20 protein-coding genes are annotated in these 22,437 nt (G+C 72.9%); 16 read left to right on the forward strand and 4 right to left on the reverse strand.

What is annotated here, in order from left to right:
- Positions 1-101: 101 nt before the first annotated feature.
- The 3 genes from ACFXKG_RS02910 to ACFXKG_RS02920 all read left to right on the forward strand — a co-directional run bounded on the left by ACFXKG_RS02910 (position 102) and on the right by ACFXKG_RS02920 (position 4,649).
- Positions 102-1,751 carry an extracellular solute-binding protein gene (locus ACFXKG_RS02910; protein ID WP_384831207.1) on the forward strand — a complete coding sequence of 550 codons (1,650 nt, stop codon included), beginning with the start codon at positions 102-104 and terminating at the stop codon, positions 1,749-1,751.
- Positions 1,752-1,908: 157 nt separating this feature from the next.
- Positions 1,909-2,601, forward strand: a complete 693-nt coding sequence (locus ACFXKG_RS02915) for a hypothetical protein (RefSeq protein WP_384831210.1) — start codon at positions 1,909-1,911, stop codon at positions 2,599-2,601.
- Positions 2,598-4,649 carry a beta-galactosidase gene (locus ACFXKG_RS02920; RefSeq protein ID WP_384831212.1) on the forward strand — a complete coding sequence of 684 codons (2,052 nt, stop codon included), beginning with the start codon at positions 2,598-2,600 and terminating at the stop codon, positions 4,647-4,649. The genes ACFXKG_RS02915 and ACFXKG_RS02920 overlap by 4 nt, the downstream gene beginning before the upstream one ends.
- Positions 4,650-4,696: 47 nt before the next feature.
- Here ACFXKG_RS02920 and ACFXKG_RS02925 read toward each other — a convergent pair whose 3' ends face one another.
- The 3 genes from ACFXKG_RS02925 to ACFXKG_RS02935 form a co-directional block, all read right to left on the reverse strand.
- Positions 4,697-6,691: an alpha-glucuronidase gene (locus ACFXKG_RS02925; protein WP_384831792.1), complete on the reverse strand. Its 1,995-nt coding sequence runs from the start codon at positions 6,689-6,691 to the stop codon at positions 4,697-4,699.
- Positions 6,692-6,866: 175 nt separating this feature from the next.
- On the reverse strand, positions 6,867-7,964 hold the full coding sequence (locus tag ACFXKG_RS02930; protein ID WP_384831215.1) for a glutamate--cysteine ligase: 1,098 nt from the start codon (positions 7,962-7,964) through the stop codon (positions 6,867-6,869).
- 130 nt (positions 7,965-8,094) lie between these two features.
- Complete coding sequence (locus tag ACFXKG_RS02935) at positions 8,095-8,859, reverse strand: dienelactone hydrolase family protein (protein WP_384831218.1); 765 nt, start codon at positions 8,857-8,859, stop codon at positions 8,095-8,097.
- 180 nt (positions 8,860-9,039) lie between these two features.
- Between ACFXKG_RS02935 and ACFXKG_RS02940 the strand changes: the two genes are divergently transcribed.
- Entirely contained in the window at positions 9,040-9,597 is a 558-nt protein-coding gene (locus tag ACFXKG_RS02940; RefSeq protein ID WP_384831220.1) for a TetR family transcriptional regulator, read from the forward strand.
- Between the two features lie 170 nt (positions 9,598-9,767).
- A complete protein-coding gene (locus ACFXKG_RS02945) occupies positions 9,768-10,298 on the forward strand; it encodes a potassium channel family protein (RefSeq protein ID WP_384831223.1) in 531 nt (176 codons plus the stop codon).
- Between the two features lie 158 nt (positions 10,299-10,456).
- On the opposite strand, the gene ACFXKG_RS02950 is transcribed toward ACFXKG_RS02945, so the two are convergent.
- A complete protein-coding gene (locus ACFXKG_RS02950; RefSeq protein ID WP_384831795.1) occupies positions 10,457-11,497 on the reverse strand; it encodes an NAD(P)-dependent alcohol dehydrogenase in 1,041 nt (346 codons plus the stop codon).
- A 191-nt stretch (positions 11,498-11,688) separates the two neighbouring features.
- Here ACFXKG_RS02950 and ACFXKG_RS02955 point away from each other — a divergent pair, with 191 nt between their 5' ends.
- The 11 genes from ACFXKG_RS02955 to ACFXKG_RS03005 all read left to right on the forward strand — a co-directional run bounded on the left by ACFXKG_RS02955 (position 11,689) and on the right by ACFXKG_RS03005 (position 22,424).
- Positions 11,689-12,825 (forward strand): acyl-CoA dehydrogenase family protein, encoded by a 1,137-nt coding sequence (locus ACFXKG_RS02955; protein ID WP_384831227.1) that lies wholly within the window; start codon positions 11,689-11,691, stop codon positions 12,823-12,825.
- Between the two features lie 177 nt (positions 12,826-13,002).
- The gene (locus tag ACFXKG_RS02960; RefSeq protein ID WP_384831230.1) at positions 13,003-13,791 is read left to right on the forward strand and encodes an enoyl-CoA hydratase/isomerase family protein; all 789 of its coding nucleotides are present in this window, start codon (positions 13,003-13,005) and stop codon (positions 13,789-13,791) included.
- A gap of 5 nt (positions 13,792-13,796) precedes the next feature.
- Entirely contained in the window at positions 13,797-14,177 is a 381-nt protein-coding gene (locus ACFXKG_RS02965) for a Zn-ribbon domain-containing OB-fold protein (protein ID WP_384831233.1), read from the forward strand.
- On the forward strand, positions 14,174-15,319 hold the full coding sequence (locus ACFXKG_RS02970) for a thiolase family protein (protein WP_384831236.1): 1,146 nt from the start codon (positions 14,174-14,176) through the stop codon (positions 15,317-15,319). Before ACFXKG_RS02965 ends, ACFXKG_RS02970 begins: the two co-directional genes overlap by 4 nt.
- A 21-nt stretch (positions 15,320-15,340) precedes the next feature.
- Positions 15,341-16,543, forward strand: coding sequence for an acyl-CoA dehydrogenase family protein (locus ACFXKG_RS02975; protein ID WP_384831239.1), 1,203 nt, complete (start codon positions 15,341-15,343; stop codon positions 16,541-16,543).
- Positions 16,540-17,514, forward strand: coding sequence for a phosphotransferase family protein (locus ACFXKG_RS02980; RefSeq protein WP_384831242.1), 975 nt, complete (start codon positions 16,540-16,542; stop codon positions 17,512-17,514). The genes ACFXKG_RS02975 and ACFXKG_RS02980 overlap by 4 nt, the downstream gene beginning before the upstream one ends.
- A 92-nt stretch (positions 17,515-17,606) precedes the next feature.
- A complete protein-coding gene (locus ACFXKG_RS02985) occupies positions 17,607-18,836 on the forward strand; it encodes an acyl-CoA dehydrogenase family protein (protein ID WP_384831245.1) in 1,230 nt (409 codons plus the stop codon).
- On the forward strand, positions 18,833-19,609 hold the full coding sequence (locus ACFXKG_RS02990) for an SDR family oxidoreductase (protein WP_384831248.1): 777 nt from the start codon (positions 18,833-18,835) through the stop codon (positions 19,607-19,609). The genes ACFXKG_RS02985 and ACFXKG_RS02990 overlap by 4 nt, the downstream gene beginning before the upstream one ends.
- Positions 19,606-20,385 (forward strand): SDR family NAD(P)-dependent oxidoreductase, encoded by a 780-nt coding sequence (locus tag ACFXKG_RS02995; protein WP_384831251.1) that lies wholly within the window; start codon positions 19,606-19,608, stop codon positions 20,383-20,385. Before ACFXKG_RS02990 ends, ACFXKG_RS02995 begins: the two co-directional genes overlap by 4 nt.
- Complete coding sequence (locus ACFXKG_RS03000; protein ID WP_384831253.1) at positions 20,382-21,167, forward strand: enoyl-CoA hydratase-related protein; 786 nt, start codon at positions 20,382-20,384, stop codon at positions 21,165-21,167. The genes ACFXKG_RS02995 and ACFXKG_RS03000 overlap by 4 nt, the downstream gene beginning before the upstream one ends.
- A 108-nt stretch (positions 21,168-21,275) precedes the next feature.
- A complete protein-coding gene (locus ACFXKG_RS03005) occupies positions 21,276-22,424 on the forward strand; it encodes an acetyl-CoA C-acetyltransferase (protein WP_384831256.1) in 1,149 nt (382 codons plus the stop codon).
- The last annotated feature ends 13 nt before the right edge of the window (positions 22,425-22,437 follow it).

The following is a 22,437-nucleotide window of genomic DNA, read 5'->3' on the forward strand; positions in this document are numbered from 1 at the left end:
AGACCGGCCGGGACCGCGCAACGGAAAGAACCCCGCTCCACCACGGGAAGAACCCCGCTCCATCACGGAGGAACACCCGCATACGGAACAAAGGAGTATCCGTGAAGAACTCCGGACAGCTTTCGCGGCGGAGCCTGCTCGCCGCCGCCGGATTCGCCGGCCTCACCGTTCTCGTCGGCTGCGGCAGCGGCGAGGCCGACGGGGACGCGAAGGACCTCGCGAGCAAACAGGCCGGCGCGATGAAGAAGTACGGCGTGGGTGACCAGTTCAAGGCCACCGAGCCGCTGTCCTTCACCATCCTCCACAACAACATGCCGACCTATCCGCTCAAGGACGACTGGCTCTTCTGGAAGGAGCTGACCCGGCGTACGGGCGTCACACTCAAGGCGACCGCCGTCCCGTACAGCGATTACGAGAAGAAGCGGGGCCTGCTCATCGGGGCGGGGGACGCGCCCTTCCTCATCCCCAAGACGTACCCGGGCGCGGAGACCGCGTTCGTCTCCTCGGGGGCCATCCTCCCGGTCGGCGAGTACGCGCACCTGATGCCGCACTTCCAGGACAAGGTCAGGAAGTGGGGGCTGGCGGCCGACCTGGACTCCGTCCGGCAGGCCGACGGCAAGTACTACGTCCTGCCGGGCCTGCACGAGAAGGTGAAGCCCGGCTACTCCCTCGCCCTGCGCACCGACGTACTGGAGAAGGCCGGGCTCGACCTGCCGACCACCTGGGACGAGGTCCACGCGGTGCTGAAGGGCCTCAAGGAGGCCCACCCCGACGTGTATCCCCTCTCGGACCGCTGGAACCAGCCCGAGCCGGGCGGCGCGCTGCTCAACTTCCTCGCCCCGTCCTACGGCACCAAGGGGGGCTGGGGATATCAGAACGCCACCTGGGACGCCGAGGCGCGGCAGTTCGTCTTCACCGGCGCCATGGACGCGTACCGCGCGATGCTCACCTACCTGAGGAAGCTGGTCTCCGACGGTCTGGTGGACCCGGAGAGCTTCACCCAGTCCGACGACCAGGCCAAGCAGAAGCTCTTCGGCGGCAAGTCCTTCGTGATCAGCGGCAACCCGCAGGTCCTGGCGGACGAGTACCGCAACAACCTGGCGAAGCAGATCAAGGGCGCCACCGTGGAGATGATCCCGGTGCCGATCGGCCCGGCGGGCCCGGTGGTGGCGGGCAGCCGCCTGGAGAACGGCATGCTGATCTCCAGCAAGGCCCTGAAGAGCGAGAACTTCGTCGCGCTGATGCAGTTCGTGGACTGGCTGTGGTACTCGGACGCCGGGCAGGAATTCGCCAAGTGGGGCGTCAGGAACGTCACATACACGACTTCCGGGCCCGGCCGGTACCAGCCCCTCGACGGCATCAAGGTCCTGGGGTTGAACCCGGAGGCGAAGAAGGACCTGCAGAAGGATTACGGGTTCTCCAACGGAGTCTTCGCCTACGGCGGCACCTGGTCCCTGGTCGCGTCCTCCTTCACGGCGGACGAGAAGGCGTTCCAGGACTCGATGGCCCGGCGCGAGCGGCTCCCCGTCGAGCCGGCCCACCCGCTCCAGGCCATGGAGCAGGAGCAGGCCACGCTCTGGGAGACCCCGCTGAGGGACCACGTCAAGCAGAACACCCTCCAGTTCGCCCTTGGCAGGCGGCCGTTGTCCGAATGGGACGACTACGTCGCCGAACTGAAGGCCAAGAACATGCAGCAGTTCGTCGACGTGACCAACAAGGCGTACGAACGGTTCAAGAAGGAGAACGGCTGACGATGACCGGCCCGGCCCCGCACCACCGCACACCGGACCGCTCGGTCCCACGGTGCACACCGGGCTGCCCGGACCGTCCGGGCCGCCACCGTACGCCGGACCACGCGGCCCGGCGGCGCACACCGGGCCGCCGGGCCGGCCCCGAGAAGGAGCCAGGATGAGTACCCCCGAGGCGGCTCGCCGCCACACCTTCGGTACGGGAACGCTCTCCCGGGCCGCCGCCCTCGTCCACACCCTGCTCATCACCCAGCTGATGGTCCTCGTGGCCGCCTCACCCGGCTTCGTCGCCCTTCTCTTCCTTGCCCGGAGCGCGTCCAACCTGCCGCTCGCCGCCGTCTGTCTGCTGCCGCTCGGCCCCGCCCTGTCCGCCGCGCTGTACGCGCTCCACCGCCGCGGCCGGGACCTCACGGAGCTCCGTCCGGCCCGGGTGTACACGCGCGGCTGGCGGCTGAACGCCGTGCCCGTGCTCAAGCTGTGGGCTCCGCTGCTCGGCTGGCTCTCGGTCATCGGTTTCTCGCTCGCCCACTTCCCCGCCGCGGGGCTTCCTCGCTGGTGGGCCTGGCTGCTGGTGCTCACCGGTCTGGTGTCGGTGCTGTGGGGCACGTACGCGCTCGTGCTCGCCTCGCTCTTCACCTTCCGCACCGCCGACACCGCCCGCCTGGCCGCGTACCTCCTGCTCCGGCACGGCGGGGCCACGCTCGGCACCGCCTCCCTGCTCGCCCTCGCCGCCGGCCTCACCGTGCTCTTCACCGAGGCCCTGCCCGCCCTGCTCGCCGCGCCACTGCTGCTCTGCCTGCTCCACACGACCCGCCCGGTGATCACCGAGGCCCAGGAGGACTTCACCGTATGACCACCCCCGAGACCGACAGGATCGCCTACGGCGGCGACTACAACCCGGAGCAGTGGCCCGAACCCGTCTGGGACGAGGACCACCGCCTCTTCCGCGCGGCCCGTATCGACACCCTCACGGTCGGTGTCTTCTCCTGGGCGCTCACCCAACCCGCCGAGGACACCTACGACTTCACCGTCCTCGACCGCATCCTCGACCGCGCCGCCGCCGAGGACCGGCGCGTGTGCCTCGCCACCGGCACCGCTGCCCTCCCGCCCTGGCTGGCCCGCGCCCACCCCGAGGTCAACCGCACCGACTTCGAGGGCCGCCGCCACCGCTACGGACAACGCCACAACTTCTGCCCGTGCTCCCGCGCGTACCGCCGGCTCTCCACCGCCCTCGCGGACCGCCTCGCCGAGCGCTACGCCGCCCACCCGGCCCTGCTCGCCTGGCACATCAACAACGAGTACGGCGGCGCCTGTTACTGCGACCGGTGCGCCGCCGCGTTCCGCACCTGGCTGCGCGAGCGGTACGGCACCCTCGACGCCCTCAACGACGCCTGGTGCACGGCCTTCTGGTCGCACCGCTACACGAAATGGGAGGAGATCGAGGCGCCCAGCGCCCTCACCGAGCACTGGCGCGGACCCGACCACACCGCCTTCCAGGGCATCACCCTCGACTACCACCGCTTCACCACGGACGCCCTCCTCGGCTGCTTCCTCGGCGAGAAGGAGGCGATCCGCGCCCACGACCCGGACACACCGGTCACCACCAACCTCATGGGCACCTACCGCCCGCTGGACTACCACCGCTGGGCGCCCCATCTCGACTTCGCCTCCTGGGACAGCTATCCACCGCTCGACGCCCCGCCCACCCGGGCCGCGCTCGGGCACGACCTGATGCGCGGTCTCAAGGACGGCGCGCCCTTCTGGCTCATGGAGCAGACCCCCTCCACCACCGCCTGCCGCGAGGTGAACCCGCTCAGGCGCCCCGGTGAGCTGCGGCTGGCCACCTGGCAGGCGGTCGCCCACGGCGCCGACGCCGCCCTGTACTTCCAGCTGCGCGCCTCGCGCGGCGCCTGCGAGAAGTACCACGGCGCGGTCATCGGCCACGCCGGCCGCGAGGACACCCGTGTCTTCCGTGAAGTCGCGGAACTGGGACGTGAGTTGGCGGAGCTGGGCGCGGCCACGCTCGGCGCCCGCACCCCGGCCCGTACCGCGCTGCTCTTCGACTGGGACAGCTGGTGGGCACTGGAGCTCTCGGACGGGCCGTCCCGCCTCGTCCGCTACCAGGACGTGGTCCACACCTACTACCGGGCCGCCCGTGCGGCGGGCGCGGACGTGGACGTGGTGGCGGTCACCGCCGATCTCACCCCGTACGACGTGGTCATCGCCCCCGTCCTGCACATGGTGAAAGGCGATCTGGCCCCGCGCCTGGAGGCCGTCGCCGCGCGCGGCGGCACCGTCCTGACCACGTTCCTCTCCGGCCGCGTCGACGAGCACGACAACGCGTTCCTCACCGATGTCCCCGGCCCGCTGGCCGGTCTTCTGGGCGTCCGCGTCGACGAGTGGGACGCGCGCCCGGCCGACACCGCCAACCCGGTCGTGCTCGGCACGGGCGACGAGGCCCTGCACACCGAGGCACGCCTGGTCTTCGAGATCGTGCTGCCGAGGGGCGCCGAGCCGGTCGGCACCTACCGGGCCGACTTCTACGCGGGCACCCCGGCCGTCACCCGCCACCCCGTCGGCGCGAGCGGGGGCGAGGGATGGTACGTCGCGACCGCACTCGACCAGCCGGGTGTCGACTGGGTGGTACGCCGCGTCCTCGCCCGCCACGGACTCGTCGGCCCGTACGCGGACCACCCGTCGGTCGAGACCGCCGCCCGCACCGCCCCCGACGGCACCCGGCTGCTCTTCCTGCTCAACCACGCGCCCGAACCGGTGTCCGTGACCGCCCACGCCACGGCCGTGGACCTGCTCACCGGCAAGCGGGCCGAGCGCGGTGAGACGCTCACACTGGACCCGTACGGAGTCCGTGTGCTGCGCCCGGAGCAGGGCCGCGCCCACTGACACCCGGCGGCCCCGGGACGGACTCCGCTCCCGGGGCCGCCGCGTGGTCAGTGGATACGGCGCCCGTGGGTGTCCGGCACACCGGATTTCCGGAAGAAGTATGTGTTGATGTGGTCGCGCCACTCGCGGGCGCCGCGCACCTGCTCCTCGTAGCGCTCCGCAGCCCTGGCGTGGCTGGCCGGTTCCACCAGGTCCGCGAGCCCGGCCCACACCCGGCGCGCCTCCTCGGCCTCCGCCACCCCGTCGAAGTGGGTGTCGTAGATGTGCTGGATCACCGTCTTGCCACTGTGCAGCACATGTCCGTACGGCACATGGTGGAAGAAGAGGAGCAGTTCGTCGGGGCAGGTTCCGGGCGACTCGTACACCTCCGCCCACGGCTTCGCGTACTGCCCCGCGAATCCGGTGCCGGTCGCCCGGCTGCGGTCGACGCCGACGCCGTCCCGGTCGGCGAAGTGGTAGGTGCCCCAGGGGCTGTACTCGTAGCCGTCCACACTCGGCCCGTAGTGGTGCCCCGGCTGCACCATGAAGCCGACCCCGAGCGGCGCCGTGTATTTCTCGTACGTGTGCCACGAGCCGTCTAGGACCGCGTGCAGCCCCTCGCGCAGCCGCCCGGGGTCGGCGCTCTCCCCGGGGACGAAGGACAGCTCGATCCACTCGCGCAGGACCGCGCGCGGGTCGGCGTCGGGCTGCCAGGCCAGCCGGCCCACCGCGTACAGGTTGGCCTGAGCCAGCGGATGCCCGGTCCAGAACGGGTCGTCACCGGCGTTCGACACCGCCACCAGGCCGCCGCCGCACGCCAGTTCCCCGACACCCGGGTGCGACTCGCCCCGGGGGCGGAACCGCAGTACCTCGCTCCACATCGGCCCGAGCCAGCACACGTGCCGCTGCTGTCCCGTGTACTCCTGGGTGGCCTGCAGCTCCACCGCGAGGCGGGTGTCCGGCATCGCGCCGATCACCGGGGAGACGGGCTCGCGCGCCTGGAAGTCCAGCGGCCCGTGCTTCACCTGGAGCACCGCGTTCGGCGCGAACTCGCCGTCCAGCGGCACGAAGTGGTCGTAGGCGGCGCGGGCCCGGTCCGTCGACCGGTCCCGCCAGTCCTGCCGGTGGTCGTAGACGAAGGCCCGCCAGTGCACCGTACCGCCGTACGGGGCGAGCGCCCCGGCCAGCAGGTTGGCGCCGTCCGCGTGGCTGCGGCCGTAGGTGAACGGGCCGGGCTGCCCCTCGGAGTCGGCCTTCACCACGTACCCGCCGAAGTCGGGCACCGCCGCGTACACCCGGCGGGTCGTCTCCGCCCACCAGCCGGGCACCGCCTCGTGCAGCGGATCGGCGGTCGGCAGGCCGCCGAGCAGGACGGGAGAGGCGAAGGAGACCGACAGATGTGTCCGGATCCCGTACGGGCGCAGGGCGTCCGCGATCGCGGCCACCTCGCCGATCCGGTCGGTCAGCAGCCGTGCTTCGGCCCGGTGCACGTTCACATTGTTCACGGCCACCGCGTTGACGCCGCACGCGGCCAGCAGTCGGCCGTACCGGCGCACCCGCTCCAGCTCGCCCCGCGAGCCCCGGGCCCGGCCGTCCCGCCAGAACAGCGAGCCGCCCGCGTAACCCCGCTCCACCTGGCCCATCACCGGATGGACGGCGACGTTGTCCCAGTGGTCCAGCATCCGCAGCGCCAGCGCCGGGCGGTGCACCTCGCGGGGCCGCTCGCCCCTGAAGGCGGCCTCGCCGAGCCGCACCAGATGGAAGAGCCCGTACAGCAGCCCGGCCTGGCCCCCGGCCGTCACCCGGGTGACGCCGTCGGCCCGTACCAGCGCGAACCCCTCGCCGCCGAGGGCGTCCGGGCCGACGCCCCCGGCCACCTCCAGCACCACGTCGTACGGCACGTCCCGGGTCCGCGCGTTTTGAGTCCGCGCGTCCCTGACGACCTGCCCCCCGAACCGGGCGCAGGCGTCCGCCACTTCACCGTGCACCGTCTCCACCAGCGGCCCCGTCCCGGCGATCAGGGTGCGCCGGGAACCGATCGGGCGGAAGACCTCGGGCGGCAGCCACGCCGGGTCGACGCCGCCGGGCGGGGCGGGCGCGGGTGCGGGTTCAAGTACGGGGACGGGTGCGGGTTCGGGCGCGGATGCCGTCACTGAGCCTCCTGGTCGGTGTGCAGGGACGGCAGGGACGGTAGCCGCGGGGCGGGAGCCCGTACAAGGTGCCGAACCGCGGAAGGCGTCACACCAGGAACAAGGAGCGGAGATACGCCGACACGTCGGCCGGTGTGCCCCCCTCCTGGAGGATCCTCCGCTGCCGGCCGGCCCAGGAGCCACGCGTACGCAGGTCCAGCAGCAGATCGCTGACGAGGGCGAGGTCCCCCGCGTCCGACAGGGCGGGAGTGACGTGCTTCACCAGCCGTTCCACCAGTGTCCAGGCGGGGAGCGGACGCCCGGAGGCCACGTCCAGGGCGTCGCCCTCCAGGCCGTACCGGGCGGCCTGCCAGTGGGCGGCGGTCAGCAACTGCTCGGCAACCTGGGGGACTTGGGCATCCCGTTCCACTGCCTGCAGGCAGGTGGTGACCAGCGCGCGGGCCAGTCCCACCAGCAGGATCTCGGTGTCGCTGGTGGGGCAGACATCCATGACCCGTATCTCGATGGTGGGCACGTCCTCGGAGGGGCGGGCGAACCAGTACGCCATTTTCCGGTCGAGGATCACCCCCGAGGCGACCAGGCTGTCGAGGAGGGCGTCGTACTGACTCGCGTCGGCGACCAGCGGAGCCGGGCCTGCCACCGGTGTGTAGGCCCACCACATTGACCGAAAGCTCGCGTATCCGGTCTCCTCTCCCAGCATGATGGGGGAGTTGGCCGCCAGCGCCTGGAGTGTGGGCAGCCAGGGCCGGAGGTGGTTGTTCACCCGCACGGCGTGTTCCCGGTCGGGCATGCCGACGTGGACATGCAGGCCGCACGGGATATGACCGAACACGTGGGCGCCGTACTTCCGGTGGATCGCGCGGTAGCGGGAGCTCCCGGTCGGCGGCATGTACGGCCCGGCCAGCAGCTCCGTCCCGCAGGCCAGCACCGCGCAGCCGGCCGCCTCGGCGGCGGCCGCGGCGGTGGCGCGCAAGGAGCGCATGTCGTCGGCGAGCAGGGAGAGTTCGCGATGCGGCTCCGTCACCGCCTCGATCAGGGCCGAGGACACCTCCGGCTGGAGCCGGCGCGCGGGTCCGGCGGACGACGCGGCGGCGCTCACCGCCTCGAAGGCGGGAACGGCCGCCCCGCTGCCCGGATCGACCAGGAAGAACTCCTCTTCGGCACCGACAGTGAGCGGTTGCGCCATGAGGTTCCCCTCCCGGGCTTCGGAGATTCGAGTATGTGCGCGGCGGGCCCCCCGCCGCCATACCCCCTCATCCGTAACCGGCCACTCCAACTTCCCCGGTTTACACGGCAGTTGCCGATGCCCCCGTGCGTCAGCCGGAGCGCAGGGTACGGCCGAACAGGTCGAGCAGGGCGGTCCAGTGGCGTTCCGTCGCCTCGGCGCTGTACATCGACGTGTCGGCCTGGGTGAAGCCGTGGTGGGCGCCGGCGTAGACCTCGGAGTGGTGGTGGACACCGGCCGCGCCGAGGGCCTTGCCGAGGCGGTCGATCTGCTCGGCCGGGTTGGTCCGGTCCTGATCGGCGTGGCCGAAGTAGAGCTCGGCGGTGATCCGGTCGGCCAGCAGATGGGGGCTGTCCGGGGCGTCGGTCGCGAGGTACGCCCCGTGGAAGCCGGCCGCGGCAGCCACGCGCTCCGGGTGTCCCCCGGCGGTGCGCAGGGCCAGGCCGGCGCCCATGCAGTAGCCGGTGACCCCCGCCGGGCCGCCCGTGGTCAGGGGGTGGGCCGCCAGCCAGTCGAGATAGACACCGGCGTCCCGCACGGCCCCCTCGGGGGTGAGGGTCCCAGCGGCGGGGCGGATGCTCTCGAAGATCTCCGGGCGGTCGGCGGGGTTGATGAACTCGGGCAGCTCCACCACGGGAGCGCGGCCGTGGCGGTAGTAGACGTTGGGGACCAGGACGGTGTAACCGGCGGAGGCGAGGCGGTCGGCCATGGACCTCAGATGGGGGCGGAGCCCGAAGGCGTCCATGTAGAACAGGACGGCGGGGTGCGGGGCGCCGTCGTCCGGGTGCGTGAGATAGGCGTCGGCGGTTCCGTCCGGGGTGGCGATGTCGACGGAGGATCCGTGCGTGCCGGCCATGAGGAGTCCCTCTTTCGGTTCGGATGAACGGGCGAGCCGAGAGTGTGCCGCGGGGCGCCGGGCGGTCGTCCTCTCGCGGATCGCCGGGCCGGGACGAACAGTTCGGTTCGCGGATGGGAGCAGTCTGCGACCGCTCGGTGGCCAAGTCAAACAAACTTGTTTGTATGTACGCTGCTCGCCATGCGAAGGACAGGCGCGGAAGCGAGACAGCGGATCCTTGAGGCGGCCATGGACGAGTTCATCCGCCACGGCGTGGGCGGCGCCCGCGTCGACCGGATCGCGCGGAACGCCGGGGCGAGCAAGGAACGGCTCTACGCGTACTTCGGCGACAAGCGGACGCTGTTCGACGAGGCCGTCCGAGGTGCCGTGGAGCGCAGTTCGATGGCCGTCGGGATCGATGACGGCGACCTCGTGGAGTACGCGGGCCGGCTCGCCGGGCACTTCTTCCGGCACCCGGACGACCTGCGGATGATGGCCTGGATGCGGCTGGAGGAGGAGTGTGAACGCGCCCTGAGGACCGGCGACGTCCGCGCGCACGCGGAGCGGAAGATCGAAGCCGTGCGGCGGGCCCAGGCCGCCGGCACCGTCGACGGGGCGTGGGATCCCGGGGAACTCCTCCAGATGATCCTCGCGACCGCCACCTACTGGGCACGGGCCTCCGGGACCGACGGCTTGTCGGAGGAACACTGCGTCGCGGTCGTCCGGGACGCGGTACGACGCCTCGTCACGCCGCGCTGACCCGACGCTCCCGATCGACCCCGGAGCCCCCCGGCGAAGCCTCCGCCGCCGCACGGCCGGGGCGCGCGCGTGCCGCGCGTGCGCCGCGTGTGTCAGGGCCCCGGGACCGTCACGGCACGGGTAGTTTCGGGGCGGTCGAGCGTTGTCCGCCGCCGGAGCGAGGTGGGTCCGTGCCGTTGCTGTCCTTCACCCGTGTGCTGAAACGGCTGCTCGGCGGTGAGCGGTGGCAGCGTCTTCACGTACGGGCGGCCGGCTGGGCCCTGGTCGCGGTGGCCGTCGTGCTGCTCGCCGGTTCGTGGATCATCGTCCCGTTCGAGCGGTCGGCGCCGCACGCGACCATCACGTCCTTCCCGCTCGCGCTGTGGTGGTCCGTCGAGACCGCCTCCACCGTCGGGTACGGCGACCTGTACCCGGTCACCGCGCCGGGCCGGGTCATCGCCTCGGTGGTACTCCTCGCCGGGATCTCCGTGTTCAGCGTCGTCACGGCGGCCGTCGCCACCTGGTTCGTCGGTGACGCCGGGCGCGACCTGCACGAACTGGCCGCCGTGTTCGAACGCGCCGCACACGGCGGGCGGGCCGGGATCTCGCACGATGTGCGCGCCCTCCACGACCGGCTCGACCGCATCGAACACCTCCTCACAGCACCCGGCACCGGGCGGCCGCCGGATCCCCCCGGCCCCCGCCCGACCGACGACGGCTGACGACGGCGGGCGACCGGGGCGGTGGAGGCCGGCACGGCGGCCTCCGGCCGGACGCCTCCGAGACGATCAGCCGCACGCCTCCGAGACGATCAGCCGCACGCCTCCGAGACGATCAGCCGCACGCCTCCGAGACGATCAGCCGCACGCCTCCGCGCGGATCACCCGGGTACGAGTACGGCCCGCCCTCGCACCTGCCCGCGCCGCAGCCGCCCGAACGCCTCGGCCGCGGCGGAGAGCGGGAACCGCTCGGTCTCGACATGGAGCGCACCCGAGCGTGCCAGCGCCACCACCTCAGCCAGTTCGGCCCGGGTGCCCCAGAACGGCAGCGACAGCCGGCACCCCGGCGGGAGGGCGCCCGGTTTGCGGACCGTCAGCCGGCCGCCGCCGCTGCCGACCACCGAGAGCTCCCCGCCCGGGCGCAGGACGCCGGTGGCGAGCTCCAGGGAGGCGGTCGTGCCGGCGAAGTCCAGGACCGCGTCGGCTCCCACCCCACCGGTCCGCGCCCTCAGCACCCGCGCGGTGTCCTCCTGCGCCAGCGTGGCGAAATGGGCCCCCGACCGGTGCGCGAGGTCGAGCGCGCTCTCGCGGATGTCGACCGCCAGCACCCGGCTCGGGGTGGTCGCGCGCAGGATCTGGACCGCCAGATGACCGAGCCCGCCGACGCCGATGACCACGGCGGTGGTGCCCTCGCCGAGCGCCTCCCGTACCCCCGCGACCGCGTGGTACGAGGTCAGCCCCGCGTCGGTGAGCGGTGCCGCCCGGTCGGCCGGCAGGTCGCCGATCGGCACCAGGTACCGGGCGGAGGGGACGCGTACGTACTCGGCCATCCCGCCGTCCCGGCCGAGTCCGGCACCGTGCCAGTCCAGTTCGCCGCGCCGGTCGCAGTAGTTGTCGCGGCCCGCGGCGCAGCGGTCGCACTCCCCGCAGCCCCACGGGCCGTACACCACGACGCGTTCACCGGTGGTCCGTCCGCCGGCGTCCGGGCCCAGGGCCACGACCTCCCCGGCCACCTCGTGCCCGAGGGTGAACGGCAGCCGGTAGGGGAGCGCGCCCGCGGGGCCGTCCACGATGTGCAGATCGGAGTGGCAGAGCCCGGTGGCCTCCACACGCACCACCACCTCGGCGCCCCGCGGAACGGGGCGCTCGACCGTCCCGTACGCCGGTTCCTCTCCCCAGGCCGTCATCCGCACGGCCCGCATGGTGGCCGCCGGGGGTCTTGTCAGTCCCATGCCGTGACGGTAACAGAGACGAAGTCAGTTCAATACGGGTCGCGGGGCGCGCATCTTGCCCGCCCGGGGATTCGGCACGTACCGTTCATGAATTGAGTTCAATTTCAAAAACCCTTGTGTCGCCCCCGTCCCGTCCCGTACCCGAGCGCATTGGAGACCCCATGAGCCCCCGTCCGCACCAAGGCGACCCGCGTCTCCTGCCCGAAACCGAGGAGCAGCGGGAACTCCGCACCGTCCTCCGGGACTTCTTCGCCGACACCCACGGCTCCGAGGCGCTCCGTGAGCAGTCCGCCACCCCGCGCGGTCACGACGAGCGGCTCTGGACGCGGATGGCCCGCGAGATCGGCGTGCACGGGCTGGCGATCCCCGAGGAGTACGGCGGGGCCGGCTTCACCTTCGCCGAGCTCGCCGTGGCGCTGGAGGAGTCCGGGCGCGTCCTGTCCTGCGCGCCACTGCTGCCCACGGTGGTCCTCGCCGCGCACGCCCTGCTGTACAGCGGTGACGGGTCCGCGTGCGAGCGCTATCTGCCGCGGATCGCCGACGGCACGCTCACCGCCACCGTGGCCGGCTTCGGGGACGGCGCCGAGGGCCGCGGGCCCGATGTCGGCGCCGAGCGCGGCGGCTCGGGCTGGGTGCTGCGGGGCGCGGCCGATTTCGTGCTCGACGGAGCCGGCGCCGAGCTGCTGCTGGTGCGGGCCCGAACGGCCGACGGGCCCCGGCTGTTCGCCTGCGAGCCGGCTCCGGACACCTGCGTACGGACGGCGCGCCGCGTCCTGGACGGGACGCGCCGCCAGGCACTGGTGGAGTTCGGCGGCGCGCCCGCGACGCCGGTCGGCACGTCGGGCGAGGTGACGGCGGCCCTCGACGCCGGGCGGGCCGGGCTCGCCGCCGAGCAGGTCGGCGGCAGCGCCCACGCGCTGGACGACACGGTGTGCTTCGTACGGGAACGTACCCAGTTCGGCCGGCCGATCGGCTCCTTCCAGGCGGTCAAGCACCGGCTCGCCGATGTGCTGGTCGCGCTGGAGGCGGCGCGCTCGGCGTCCGCGTACGCGACCGCCTGCGTGGCCGCCGCCTCGCCGAGGCTGCCGGAGGCCGCGAGCGCCGCCGCCGCGGTCTGCTCGGAGACCTTCCTGCTGGCGACCGCCGAGTACGTCCAGCTGCACGGCGGGATCGGTTTCACGTGGGAACACCCGGCGCACCTCTATGTGCGCCGCGCGCGCAGCGCCGAGGTGCTGTTCGGCACCGCGGACCAGCACCGGGCCCGGCTCGCCGGGCTGATCGGCCTCCCGGTCGCGTGACGGCCGGCGCGGCACCGTCGAGCATGTTGAATTTGGTTCAGTGAGATGAGCGACTTCCCCGATCTGGCGGGTTCAACCGTCTTTTCCGCGAAGTGAACCGACGTCGATGGTGGGGTTGACAGGGGGGCGTCGGCTCCCCAGAATCGTAGTGAATTCAGTTCAGTTTGGAGATGAGAGATGGCAGTGGAAGACGAGATCCAGTTCGAGCGCGACGGTCATGTCGCCCGTGTCTGGCTCAATCGCCCGTGGAAGAAGAACTGCGTCACCGTGCCGATCCTGGACCGGCTCGACGAGATCGTGACCGAGGTGGACGAGGACCCCGAACTGCGGGTCCTCGTGCTGCGCGGTCGCGGCGGCACCTTCTGCTCAGGCTTCGACCTCGACAGTCTGAAGGCCGAGTACGTCGGCAAGTCGAACGCCATCGACGTGGCGGTGAAGTCCGCCAAGGTGTGCGACCGCCTCTACTCGATGAAGACCCCCTCCGTCGCCGTCCTGGAGGGCCATGTCACCGCGGGTGGCTTCGAGCTCATGATCTCCTGCGACTTCGCCATCGCCGCGGACGACGCCAAGATCGGTGACTTCCACATCCGCCGCTCGCTCTTCGGCGGGGCCGGCCCGATCTACCGTGTGCCGCGCATGATCGGCATCCGCAAGACCAAGGAGCTGATGCTCACCGGCAAACTGCTCTCCGGCGTCGAGGCCACCGACTTCGGACTGATCAACAAGTCCGCCCCGGCCGGCGAACTCGACGCGACGGTCGAGGACTTCATCGGGGACCTCGTCGACAAGAGCCCGTTCATGATGTGGCTCACCAAGATGACGATCGACCGGAGCCTGGACGCCGACATCCAGTCGCTGATGGTCATGGAGCACCTCGCCGTGGGAGTGGCGCTCAACTCCGAGGACGCCAAGGAAGGCGTCTCGGCGTTCCTGGAGAAGCGCGAGCCGAAGTGGCAGGGGCGCTGAACCCCATGACCACACCTCCGCGGAGCGGGCCCGCCGGACTGGCGGGCGCCCACTGTCCCCGCTGCTCGGTGTCGCTCTACCCCGCGGACGACACGTGCCCGCGCTGCGGAGGGCCGGCCGACCCGGCGGCCCTGTCCGGCGCGGGCACCCTGTGGACCTGGACGGTGCAGCGTTACGCGCCCAAGTCACCGCCGTACCAGCCCCCGTCCGGCGGCTTCGAGCCGTTCGCGCTCGGCTACGTCGAGCTGGCGGCCGGGGTACGGGTCGCCGCCGTACTCGACGTCGACGACCTCGACGGGATCCGGATCGGCACGCCGATGACGGTGACGGCCGGCGACGGGGTGCCGCGGGCCCGGCCCGCGGTCCCCGGCGAGGAGGGAACATGACCACCGACGTCCTCATCTGCGGTGCCGGGCGCACCCCCTTCGGCCGGTCCGAGCTGAGCGGCCGGCAACTGGCCGTCGCCGCGGTGAACGCCGCGCTGACGGACGCCGGGACCGAATGGCCCCGGGTGCGCGCCGCGTTCGGCGGCAGCGACAGCGCCGGTCTCGCCGACACACTCGTCGCCCAACTCGGCCTCACCGGCGTGCCGTTCGTCAACGTCAAGAACGGCTGCGCGACCGGTGGCAGCGCCCTGCTCTCCGCGGCGAACGCGATCCGCTCGGGCATGGCCGATGTCGCCCTCGCCGTCGGCTTCGACAAACACCCGCGCGGCGCCTTCGACCCACGCCCCGAGGACTGGGGCCTGGGCCAGGAGTACGGCACCGACGGACTGATGGTGACCACCCAGTTCTTCGGCATGAAGATCCAGCGTTACATGTACGACCACGGGATCACCCCGCGGAGCCTCGCCCTGGTCGCGGAGAAGGCGTACCGCAACGGCGCCCGGACCCCCGGGGCCTGGCGGCGCGAACCGGTCCCGGCCGCCGAGATCCTCGACTCCGCCATGGTCAGCGACCCGCTGACGCGCTTCATGTTCTGCTCCCCGGGGGCCGGCGCGGCGGCGCTCGTCCTCTGCTCGCCCGAGGCCGCCCGCACCATGAACGGCCCCTCGGTCACGCTGCGTTCGGTCGCCGTACGCACCCGGCGCTTCGGCTCCTTCGAGGTGTTCAGCCCGTCGGTCCCGGCGGGCGAGCCGACCAGCGTCAGCCGGGACGCCTCGGCCGCCGCGTTCGAGGAGGCGGGGATCGGCCCGGCCGACGTGGACGTCTGCCAGCTCCAGGACACCGAGAGCGGCGCCGAGATCATGCACATGGCCGAGTGCGGCTTCTGCGCGGACGGCGAACAGGAGAAGCTGATCGCCGCCGGCGCCACCGCAATCGGCGGCTCGCTGCCGGTCAACACCGACGGCGGCTGCATCGCCAACGGGGAACCCATCGGCGCCTCCGGGCTGCGCCAGGTCTACGAGATCGTCCAGCAGCTGCGCGGCCGGGCCGGCGCGCGGCAGGTGCCCGGCGATCCCAGGACCGGCTTCACCCATGTGTACGGCGCGCCCGGCGTCAGCGCCTGCACGGTGCTGTCCCGCTGATATCAGGTGGAGGAGGAAGAGATGAGTGACGACCCGTCCCCGGCGGAGTTCCGCGACCGGGCCAGGAGCTGGCTCGCCACGGTCGCCCGGCCGGTCGCCGCGGACGGCGGATGGGGCAGCGGCTCCGACTCCGTCGCCGTGTTCGAGAACTGGACCGAGCGGGAGGAACACGAACACACCGCCCGTGCCCAGGAGTGGGAGCGGCTCCGGTACGACCAGGGCTGGGGCGCGCTCAACTGGCCGCGGGAGTACGGGGGCCAGGGCCTGCCCGGCTACTACGAGCAGCTCTACCGCGCCGAGGAGGCCGCCTTCGAGGTGCCCCGGCGCGCCGAGATCTTCCCGGTGACCCAGCAGCTCGTCGCCCCCGCGGTCGGCGTCTGGGGCACCGAGGAGCAGAAGCGGCGCTGGCTGCGGCCGCTGCTCCGGACGGACGAGCTGGCCTGCCAGCTCTTCTCGGAGACGGAGGCCGGCTCCGACCTCGCCGCGGTACGGACGAGGGCGGAGCGCGACGGCGAGAACTGGGTACTCAACGGGCACAAGGTGTGGACCTCCGGCGCCCGGGCCGCCACCTGGGGCGTCGCCGTGTGCCGCACCGACCCGGAGGTACGCAAGCACGCAGGGATCACCGTGTTCCTCGTCCGCATGGACGCCCCCGGCGTGATCGTGCGGCCGATCCGGCAGATGACCGGCGGCGCCAGCTTCAACGAGGTCTATCTGGACGACGTGGTCGTGCCCGACACCGACCGGCTCGGACCCGTCGGCGAGGGCTGGCGGGTCACACTCACCGTGCTGGCCGCCGAGCGGCTCGACTCCGGGAGCCTCGGGCTGGACAACACCGACCGGGCGCTGCGGCTCGCCGCCCATCCGCCCCGCCCGCTCACCGACGGCGAACGCGTCCGGGCCGCCGACCTCCACATACGCGCCCTGGTGCAGCGGCTCATCGGACAGCGGGTGACCGCCGCCCTCGTCGCCGGCCGCGAGCCCGGCGCGGAGGCCTCCGTCGGCAAGCTGTACGCGACCGGCACCATGCGGCGCACCAGCGACCTGGTGTCCGAGCTGCTCGGCCCCCGCCTGGTCGCCGACACGGGGGAGTGGGGCACGTACGCCTGGACGGAGCACCTGCTCGGCGCGCCCGGCTACCGCATCGCGGGCGGCACGGACGAGATCCAGCGCACCATCCTCGCCGAGCGCGTCCTCGGCCTGCCCAAGGAGCCCTCCCGATGACCACGGCCCCGCCGTCCCCGACGCTGGCCGCCCGGGTCCGCGACCGGCTCGCCGCCCGCCATCCCGGCGTGACCGTAGGGGAGTTGAAGGTACTGCCGGGCGGCCACTCCGGGCTGACGTACTCGGTCGGCGCCGGGGACACGGCGTACGTCGTCAAAGCGGTGCCGCCCGGCCGGGAGCCGGTCGGACGCAACGACGTGCTGCGTCAGGCCCGGGTCCTGCGCGCCCTCGCCGGCGGCCCGGTGCCGGTGCCCGGCGTCGCCGTCGTCGACGAGGCGGCCCCCGGCTGGTTCGCGATGGACTTCGCCGCCGGGGAGGCCGTCGAACCCGTACTCGACACACCGGAGGTGGCCGCCGGGACGGCACGGGCGCGGATGCTGGAGATCGCCTCCGTGCTGCGGCGGCTGCACGGCACCGATCTCCGTACGCAGGGACTGGACGCGCCGCCACCGCTCGACCCGGCCGGCGAACTGGCCAGGTGGAGCCGCACCATGCAGGCCGTACCCGCCGAACTGCGGCCAGGAGCAGAGCAGTTGCTCGCCCTCCTCGCCGACCGGGTGCCTCCCGGCCTGCCGCCGGTGCTGCTGCACGGCGACTTCAGGCTCGGCAACGTACTGTGCGCCGGGGAACGCGCGGTGGCCGTCGTCGACTGGGAGATCTGGAGCACCGGAGACCCGCGCACCGACCTCGGCTGGTTCCTGCTCTTCGCCGACCACCGCAACTTCCCCGCGCTGGGACGCGCCGTCCCGGGCCTGCCCACCGAGGACGAACTGCTGTCGGCGTACCTCGACGGCCGGCCGGAGCCGCCGGCGATGGCTTGGTTCCGGGCGCTGGGCCGCATGAAGATGGCCGCGATCATGGGCCACAACCTGCGCAGGCACCGCGAGGGCCGGCACCACGACCCGGACCAGGAACGGCTGCCGCCCACCATCGCGGCGATGATCCGCACGGCCCGCGACCTTCTCGGCTGATCCCCCGACCGGCCGAGCCGCGCCGACCACGCCACACACCGCACCGCACAGGGCACGTACGCCGGGCCAGCCGCCGGCGAGGAGGAGCAATCGTGGATTTCGGACTCTCGCCACGCGCGAGCGAACTCCAGGACCGTATGCGGTCCTTCATGGAACAGCACGTCTACCCCGCGGAGAGTGTGTACGACCGGCAGCTCGCCGCCGCGGCCGATCCCCACGCGCTGCCGCCGGTGATGACCGAGCTGAAGGAGAAGGCACGGGCCGAGGGCCTGTGGAACCTCTTCCTCGCGCACGGCGACTGGGGCGCGGGACTCACCAACCTCGACTACGCGCCCCTCGCCGAGCTGGCCGGCCGCTCCCTCATCGGCCCCGAGGTCTTCAACTGCTCGGCGCCCGACACCGGGAACATGGAGCTGCTCGCGCTGTACGGCACCCCCGAGCAGCAGGACCGCTGGCTGCGGCCGCTGCTGACCGCCGAGATCCGGTCCTGCTTCGCGATGACCGAACCCGAGGTCGCCAGCTCCGACGCCCGCAACATCCGTACCCGTATCACCCGCGACGGTGACAGCTACGTCGTCAACGGACGCAAGTGGTACACCTCCGGGATCATGGACCCGGACTGCCGGCTGATCATCCTGATGGGTAAGACCGACCCGGACGCGCCCGCCTACCGGCAGCAGTCCATGGTGCTGATCCCGCGGGACACCCCGGGCGTCACGGTCCTGCGCGACCTGCCCATGTTCGGCTACACTGACCGACTCGGCCACGGCGACGTGCTCTTCGAGGACGTCCGCGTCCCCGCGGCGAACATCCTCGGCGGCGAGGGCGAGGGATTCGCACTCGCCCAGGGACGCCTGGGACCGGGCCGCATGCACTACGCGATGCGCGCCGTCGGCTTCGCCGAACGCGCCCTCCGGATGATGTGCGAACGCGCCACCGAGCGGATCGCCTTCGGCGGCCCGCTCGCCGACCAGGGAGTGGTCCGCGAGTGGATCGCCCGCAGCCGCATCGAGATCGAGCAACTGCGCCTCCTCGTCCTGAAGTCGGCCTGGCTGATGGACACCGCGGGCAACGCCGCCGCCCGTACCGAGGTCGCCGCCATCAAGGTGGCCGCGCTGGAGGTCGCCCACAAGGTGGTCGACCGCGCGGTCCAGACGCACGGCGCGGCGGGCGTCAGCGACGACACCGTACTGGCCCGGCTGTACGCCATCACCCGGGCGCTGCGTATCGCCGACGGCCCCGACGAGGTGCACCTGCGGACGATCGCCCGCCGGGAACTCGCCCCCTACCGCGACAGCGGCTCCAAGGCCGGTGCGGCATGAGCACCCGGACGCTCGACGGCCGGGTCGCCGTCATCACCGGCGGCTCCCGCGGCATCGGCCTCGGCATCGCCGCCGCCTACCGGGCGGCCGGCGCCCATGTGGTGATCGCCGCGCGCAAGGCGCCCGGACTCGCCGAGGCCCGCGCGCACCTGCTGGGGGTCGAGGGCGACGGGGAGATCCACACCGTCGTCGCCAACGCGGGCGAACCCGACCAGGCCGAGGCCTGTGTCGACACCACCATGAGCCGCTTGGGCCGCGTCGACATCCTGGTCAACAACGCGGCGACCAACCCGTACCACGGCGACCTGCTCGACCTGGACCTGCCGCGGGCCGAGAAGACCGTACGGGTCAACCAGTACGGGATGGTCGCCTGGACCCGCTGCGCCTGGCGCGCGTCGATGGCCGAGCACGGCGGAGCGGTGATCAACATCGCCTCCGTCGGCGGGCTCGTCGTCGACCCGCACATCGGCTACTACAACGCCACCAAGGCCGCCATGCTGCACATGACCCGGCAGCTCGCCTACGAACTCGGCCCACGCGCCCGGGTGAACGCCATCGCGCCCGGACTGATCAAGACCGAGCTGGCGCGCGCGGTATGGGAGGCCCGCGAGGACATCCTCACCGCCGCGCTGCCGATGCGCCGCCTCGGCACGGTCGAGGACGTGGCGAACGCGGCGCTGTTCCTGGCCTCCGACGCCTCCTCCTGGATGACCGGCCAGACCCTGGTGCTCGACGGCGGCGCCACCGCCCTGCCGATCGGGGTGGCCGGATGAGCACGCCGCGGCCCGCCGCCGAACTGTTCTCGCTGGAGGGCAGGACGGCGCTCGTCACCGGCGCCTCCGCCGGGCTCGGCGGGCGTTTCGCCACCGTCCTCGCCCAGGCGGGCGCCACCGTCTTCGCCGCCGCCCGCCGCACCGGCCCGCTCCGGGAACTCGCCGGCTCGCACCCCCGGATCCACGCCGTCACCTGCGACGTCTCGGTGGCGGCCGACCGCGTCCGACTGGTGGAGACGGCGCTGGCCGCCGGCGGCCGGATCGACGTCCTCGTCAACAACGCGGCCATGCCCGGCGCGACCCGCGCCGAGGACGAGTCCCCGGACGCCTTCGCCGACGTCCTCGGCGTGAATCTCACCGCGCCCTTCCACCTCGCCCGGCTCACCGCCGAGGCCCCCGCCGGGGGGCGCGCGGGCGGACCGAGCATCATCAACGTCTCCTCCATCCTCGGCCTGGTCTCCGCCGCCCCGCTCGGCGGCGCGAGCTACGCGGCCTCCAAAGCCGGGCTGATCGGGCTCACCCGCGAACTGGCCGGACAGTGGGGCGCCGCCGGAACCCGCGTCAACGCGCTGGCCCCCGGCTGGTTCCGCACCGAGATGACCGCGGACCTCTTCGGCGACGAGCGCTCCGCCCGCTGGGTCGGACGCAACACCCTGCTGGGCCGCGGCGGCCACGCCCACGAACTCGACGGCGCACTGCTCTTCCTCGCCTCGGACGCGTCCTCGTACTGCACCGGACAGATCCTGACCGTCGACGGCGGATGGACGGCGCGATGAGGGTCTCCACCGACATCCAGGACAACGGCCTCGCCCGCCTGACCCTGCGGCGCGGCGAGGCCGGCAACGCCATCGACCTGGCGATGGCGCGCGAGCTGCTGGACGCCGCGCGGGCGTGCGCGCGGGCGGACGTACGGGCCGTCCTGCTCACCGGCGAGGGCCGGTCCTTCTGCGTCGGCGGCGATCTGCGGGAGTTCTCCGCGCTCCCGGCCGAGGACCTGGAGAGCCACCTGACGGCGGTGACCGACGCGCTCCACGGCGCGCTGCGCGTCCTCGCCGCGCTGGACGCGCCGCTGGTCGTCGCCGTACAGGGCCCGGTCGCCGGGGCGGGGCTCGGGCTGGCGGCCGCCGCCGACCTCACCCTCGCCGCCGACGACGCCACGTTCACCGCCGCCTACACCGGCATCGGCTACTCGCCGGACGCCGGGGTGAGCTGGTCGCTGCCCCGCCTCGTCGGGCCGAAGCGCGCCCTGGACCTGCTGCTCACCAACCGCCGGATACCGGCGGCGGAGGCCGAGGCGATCGGACTGGTGACGCGGGTGGTCGACGCGGACCGGCTCGCCGCCGAGGCCGAGCGGACGGCCGAGGCCCTGCGCCGCGGACCCACCGCCGCCTTCGGCGCCACCCGTCGCCTCGTCGCCGCCGGTCCGCTGACGGAGCTGGGCCCGCACCTGGACAGCGAGGCACGGGCGATCGCCGCGGCGGCCGCCTCCGCGACGGGCCGCGAGGGCGTCGCCGCCTTCCTCGGCAAGCGCGCACCGGACTTCGCGGGCACCTCGTAGGCGCCCTGATCCCCCTCCCCGCCACGGGCCCGCGCCCGCACACCACCGGCAGGCCCACGCCGGTACCGCCGACCGGGCCGTCCCCGTACCGAAACCATGGAGAGCACAGTGTCGGAAGCATTCATCGTCGCGGCCGTCCGCACCCCCGTCGGCCGCCGCAAGGGCGCCCTGAGCGGCGTCCACCCGGCCGACCTCGGCGCCCATGTGCTGCGCGCCCTGCTGGCCCGCGGCGGCGTCGACCCGGGCGAGGTCGACGACGTGTTCTTCGGCTGCGTCAGCCAGATCGGCGCGCAGACCGGCAACCTCGCCCGTACCGCCTGGCTCTCCGCGGGCCTGCCCCAGCACGTGCCCGGCACCACCGTCGACCGGCAGTGCGGCTCCTCGCAGCAGGCCGTGCACTTCGCCGCCCAGGCGGTCGGCTCGGGCGCCGCCGACCTGGTGGTCGCCGGCGGGGTCGAGGTGATGAGCCTGGTGCCCATCGCCAGTCCCATGTACGTCGGCGAACAGGCGGGCCTGGGCACCCCGTTCGGGGGCGACGGCTGGCGCGAGCACTTCGGGGACCAGGAGGTCTCGCAGTTCCGCGGCGCCGAACTGATCGCCGAGAAGTGGGCCGTCTCCCGTACGGACATGGAGCGGTTCGCGCTCACCAGCCATCAGCGGGCGCTCGCCGCCCAGGCGGAGGGCGTCTTCGACGACGAGATCGTCCCGTCCTTCGGGCTCACACGGGACGAGGGACCGCGCGCCGACACCACGCCGGAGAAGATGGCGGGCCTGAAGACCCTCACCGAAGGGGGCCGGCTGACCGCCGCCGTCTCCAGCCAGATCTCCGACGGCGCCGCCGCGCTGCTGATCGCCTCGGCGGAGGCGGTACGCCGCCACGGCCTGACCCCGCTGGCCCGCGTGCACGCGATGGCCGTGGTCGGCTCGGACCCGATCCACATGCTGACCGGCCCGATCCCCGCCACCGAGAAGGTCCTGGACCGCGCGGGGCTGTCCCTCGACCGGATCGACCTGGTCGAGATCAACGAGGCGTTCGCCTCCGTGGTCCTCGCCTGGCAGAAGGAGACGGGCGCCGCCCCGGAGAAGGTCAACGCCTTCGGCGGCGCGATCGCGCTCGGGCATCCGCTCGGCGCCACGGGCGCGCGGCTGATGACCACACTCGTCCACCAGCTGCGCAGGACCGGCGGCCGGTACGGTCTGCAGACCATGTGCGAGGGCGGCGGCATGGCCAACGCCACCGTCCTCGAAAGCCTGTGAACCGGCTGATTGG

It is taken from the genome of Streptomyces sp. NPDC059255, from assembly GCF_042752355.1.
In the GTDB taxonomy this organism is placed as follows: domain Bacteria; phylum Actinomycetota; class Actinomycetes; order Streptomycetales; family Streptomycetaceae; genus Streptomyces.

Coding starts and splice junctions, on each gene's coding strand:
- ACFXKG_RS02915 (WP_384831210.1), top strand. CDS start 1,909: ATGAGTACCCCCGAGGCGGCTCGCCGCCACACCTTCGGTACGGGAACG.
- ACFXKG_RS02920 (WP_384831212.1), top strand. CDS start 2,598: ATGACCACCCCCGAGACCGACAGGATCGCCTACGGCGGCGACTACAAC.
- ACFXKG_RS02930 (WP_384831215.1), bottom strand. CDS start 7,964: ATGGCGCAACCGCTCACTGTCGGTGCCGAAGAGGAGTTCTTCCTGGTC.
- ACFXKG_RS02935 (WP_384831218.1), bottom strand. CDS start 8,859: ATGGCCGGCACGCACGGATCCTCCGTCGACATCGCCACCCCGGACGGA.
- ACFXKG_RS02940 (WP_384831220.1), top strand. CDS start 9,040: ATGCGAAGGACAGGCGCGGAAGCGAGACAGCGGATCCTTGAGGCGGCC.
- ACFXKG_RS02950 (WP_384831795.1), bottom strand. CDS start 11,497: ATGCGGGCCGTGCGGATGACGGCCTGGGGAGAGGAACCGGCGTACGGG.
- ACFXKG_RS02955 (WP_384831227.1), top strand. CDS start 11,689: ATGAGCCCCCGTCCGCACCAAGGCGACCCGCGTCTCCTGCCCGAAACC.
- ACFXKG_RS02960 (WP_384831230.1), top strand. CDS start 13,003: ATGGCAGTGGAAGACGAGATCCAGTTCGAGCGCGACGGTCATGTCGCC.
- ACFXKG_RS02965 (WP_384831233.1), top strand. CDS start 13,797: ATGACCACACCTCCGCGGAGCGGGCCCGCCGGACTGGCGGGCGCCCAC.
- ACFXKG_RS02970 (WP_384831236.1), top strand. CDS start 14,174: ATGACCACCGACGTCCTCATCTGCGGTGCCGGGCGCACCCCCTTCGGC.
- ACFXKG_RS02975 (WP_384831239.1), top strand. CDS start 15,341: ATGAGTGACGACCCGTCCCCGGCGGAGTTCCGCGACCGGGCCAGGAGC.
- ACFXKG_RS02980 (WP_384831242.1), top strand. CDS start 16,540: ATGACCACGGCCCCGCCGTCCCCGACGCTGGCCGCCCGGGTCCGCGAC.
- ACFXKG_RS02990 (WP_384831248.1), top strand. CDS start 18,833: ATGAGCACCCGGACGCTCGACGGCCGGGTCGCCGTCATCACCGGCGGC.
- ACFXKG_RS02995 (WP_384831251.1), top strand. CDS start 19,606: ATGAGCACGCCGCGGCCCGCCGCCGAACTGTTCTCGCTGGAGGGCAGG.
- ACFXKG_RS03000 (WP_384831253.1), top strand. CDS start 20,382: ATGAGGGTCTCCACCGACATCCAGGACAACGGCCTCGCCCGCCTGACC.